Annotated in this window: 3 protein-coding genes; all 3 read left to right on the top strand. The window is 50.8% G+C overall.

Features of this window, described 5'->3' with window-relative positions; genetic code table 11:
• Positions 1 to 1,254, top strand: a 1,254-nt coding sequence (locus tag JW953_13530) for a GAF domain-containing protein (GenBank protein ID MBN1993717.1), incomplete at its 5' end; no start/stop codon positions are given.
• A 15-nt stretch (positions 1,255 to 1,269) separates the two neighbouring features.
• Positions 1,270 to 2,301 (top strand): ABC transporter substrate-binding protein, encoded by a 1,032-nt coding sequence (locus JW953_13525; protein MBN1993716.1) that lies wholly within the window; start codon positions 1,270 to 1,272, stop codon positions 2,299 to 2,301.
• An 87-nt stretch (positions 2,302 to 2,388) separates the two neighbouring features.
• Positions 2,389 to 3,462 (top strand): cache and HAMP domain-containing protein (locus tag JW953_13520; protein ID MBN1993715.1); only part of this gene is annotated, 1,074 nt, incomplete at its 3' end.

Here is a 3,462-nt window from a genome sequence, read left to right as displayed (position 1 = left end):
GCCACCCAGATTGCCGAAGGAGAACTGGAGTTGGAGGCTCCGGTGGAAGGCCCCACCGAAGTTATTCGCCTGGCGGGCGCTTTTAATAGCATGACGGCGCAACTCCACGACTTGATAGGCTCTCTGGAACAGCGGGTGGCCGACCGGACCCAACGCCTGGAAGTATTGGCGACGTTGAGTGAACGTTTGAGTGCTATTCTTGATTTTGATCAACTCTTGATGGAGTTGGTCAATCAGGTAAAAGAAAGATTTGATTACTACCACGCCCACGTTTACATTCTCGATGACAATCGCCAAAATTTGGTAATGACGGCCGGGGCGGGTCGAGCTGGTGCAGAGATGAAGGCCAGGGGGCATAACATTGCGCTGAATGCGCCCACCAGTTTGGTGGCGCGGGCAGCCCGGTCGGGTGAGATTGTGTGGGTTGACAATGTGCGCGAGGCCGAAGATTGGTTGCCCAACCCGCTTTTGCCTGACACTTATTCTGAGATGGCGGTGCCGATTATTTTGGAGGATCAGATTATGGGGGTGTTGGACGTGCAAGAAGATGAGGTGGCCGGTTTGGATGAGAGTGACGCCAGTTTGCTGCGTTCATTGGCCAACCAGGTGGCAGTAGCTATTCGTAATGCTCGCCTTTTTGCCAGGGTTGAGACTGCGTTGACCGAAACCCGGACCGCTCACGAAAGATATTTGGCCCAATCGTGGCAGAAGGCCAGAATGATTACCCAGAGTGGTCAATATCATTACACCCGCCCCCAGGTAGCCGACCTGCCGGAGGAAATGCTAACCCAGGCCAGGCAGCAAGCCCTGGGTCAAGACCGGCCGGCCATTATTCCGCTCAAGCCTGAACATATTTCTGAGAATCAAGACCGCTCGCCGACCACGCTGGTGGCGCCAGTTACATTGCGTAATAAAACCATTGGCGCCTTGCAACTCCATCCAACCCGTGATGACCAACAATGGACGGAAGATGATTTGGCTATTGTAGAAGCAGTGGTAGATCAGTTAGCCCAATCCGCCGAAAGCCTGCGTCTTTTTGGGGAGACTCGCCAGCGGGTTGGACTTGAACAAACCACTCGTGAAATTACCGATAAATTACGACAAGCTCCCACTTTAGAAATATTGGCCAGAACCGCCAGCGAAGAATTGAGCAAGGTTTTGGGTGTGTCCCATAGCCTGGTCAGAATTGGCGTAGAAGCCCGGCCTTTGGCCGGTTATGAAACAACCTTGTCGGGTAATGAAATAGTTAAATAGAATACAGGAGAACAGATGATAACAAACAATTGTAAGTTTCAGAATAAAAAAAATTGGTTCACCATCGTTGTTTATTCTCTGGTGATAGTGATCCTGTTGAGTAGCTGTGGCGCAGAGAAGCCCAAGGTCTACCGGGTAGGTATTTTATCTGGTTTGAATTTTGTGGCCGTTATAACCGACGGCTTCAAGGCCAAAATGACTGAGTTAGGCTATATTGAAGGCCAGAACATTGTTTATGACGTGCAGAAAACAGATTTTGACATGGCCGAGTATAAGCACATTGCCCAAAAATTTGTGGATGATAAGGTGGACCTGATTGTTGTGTTTCCCACCGAAGCCACCATGGAGGTTAAAGCCGCCACTCAGGGCACCGATATTCCGGTGGTTTTTACCTTTGCCCTGATCGAAGGGATGGGCATAGTGGATAGCGTGCGCGAGCCTGGCGGAAATATCACCGGCGTGCGCTACCCTGGTCCAGACATTGCGCTCAGGCGTTTTGAAATCATGCGCGAGTTGGCCCCGCAGGCCAAACGAATCTGGCTGCCCTATCAACGTGGTTACCCCATTGTCGCTCCTCAGTTAGAGATACTGCGGCCGGTTGCCGCCGAGGCCGGGATAACGTTAATCGAATTTCCTGCCGACAATGCGGCCGAACTTCAGGCCGAGCTGGATGCGCGAGCAAAATCGGATGATCTTGGCCTGGATGCTATCCTGTTTTTGGTTGAACCTCTGGCCGTAACGCCTGATGCCTTTGCCGTAATGGGCAAGTTTGCAGACGAACATAAAATTCCAATTGGCGGGGCGTTAATAGAGGTAGAAGGCTATGGGGTTATTTTTGGAGTGAATGTAAACCCTGTCATTTCAGGCGAACTGGCCGCGCCCCTGGCCGATAAAGTTTTGAAAGGCACCCCGGCCGGCACCATCCCGGTGGTCTCGGATGAGAATTTTTTAGAGATTGATTACAACGTGGCCCAAAGACTGGGGGTGACGGTGCCTGATGGGCTATTGAGTCAGGCAGACAGAGTTATTCGTAGTGTTGCCCCTTAGAGATAAAGATTAAGCCAGATTAAAGATTTTACGTCCGTTTCTTGCTCAATAATGAGCCCAATTGCGTAGGTCTTAAGAGGTAAGATAATGTCTATGCTTGTAAAAAGGCCCAAAGGTTCACGGAGCCTGGCCGCCACTTTAGCCATTGCCTTTCTCACGTTGAGTGTGGCTGTTCTTTTTATTGCCAGTAGTATTGAAGTTTTCTTTAATTTCCGAACGCAGCGGCAGATGATTGCCAGCGAGCAGCAACTTATTGCTCAAGAGGCAGCTAATGCGGTAGCCAGTTTCATCCAGGAAAAATTCGGCGTTTTGGAAACAACGGTCAAACTTGAGAACCTGGCCTCTACCTCTGCAGCAGAGCGGAAAAAAGCTTTGGAGGATGTGCTGGGTCTTGATCGCGCCTTTCGCCAGTTGATCTTGTTAGACTCACAAAACCAGGATTTGGTTAAGGTTTCTCGGGTATCACAGGCGGCGGCAGAACAACTGATGGAGCGGCTGGAGCCTGATTTGTTTAGCCAGGTGGGCCAGGGCAATAGATACATTAGCTTGGTTTACATAGATGAATTGACCGGCGAGCCGATGGTGGTGATGGCTGTTCCGGCCACAGACAAATTTGGTGAATTTCAAGGAATGTTGCTGGCCGAAGTGAACTTAAAATTTATGTGGGACTTGGTGGAAAGACTGGAGATTGGTAAGGCAGGCCGGGCCTACGTGGTGGATAGAAACGGTGATTTGATTGCCTTTTACGATATTGCCCGTGTTTTAAGAGGAGAGAATGTTGCTTATTTAAAGGAAGTGGCTGAATATATCAGCAACCCTATGCTGGTTGATGAAACCGGGGCAAGTATTGCCCGGGGCATCGAGGGAACCATTATTGTAGGGACCTATGTTCCGCTGGGCACGCCTGATTGGGCTGTTGTAACCGAGCTGCCGATAAGTGAGGCTTACGAGGAGGTTATTCTGGGCATAGGTATCTCGGTGCTGGTTATGCTGCTTGTGGCCATATTGACCGGACTGATTGGGGTTTATATGGCCCGGCGCTTGGCGGTACCTCTACGTAACTTGACTGCAACGGCCACCCAGATTGCCGAAGGAGAACTGGAGTTGGAGGCTCCGGTGGAAGGCCCCACCGAAGTTATTCGCCTGGCGGGCGCTTTTAAT

The sequence above is a fragment of the Anaerolineae bacterium genome, from assembly GCA_016931895.1.
In the GTDB taxonomy this organism is placed as follows: Bacteria; Chloroflexota; Anaerolineae; order 4572-78; family J111; genus JAFGNV01.
The sequence above is the reverse complement of the archived record's forward strand: the minus strand, read 5'-3'. Positions and strand labels throughout refer to the sequence as shown.

What these genes read in the sequence shown, in the direction of transcription:
- JW953_13525 (MBN1993716.1), top strand. Translation starts at nt 1,270, where the DNA reads ATGATAACAAACAATTGTAAGTTTCAGAATAAAAAAAATTGGTTCACC.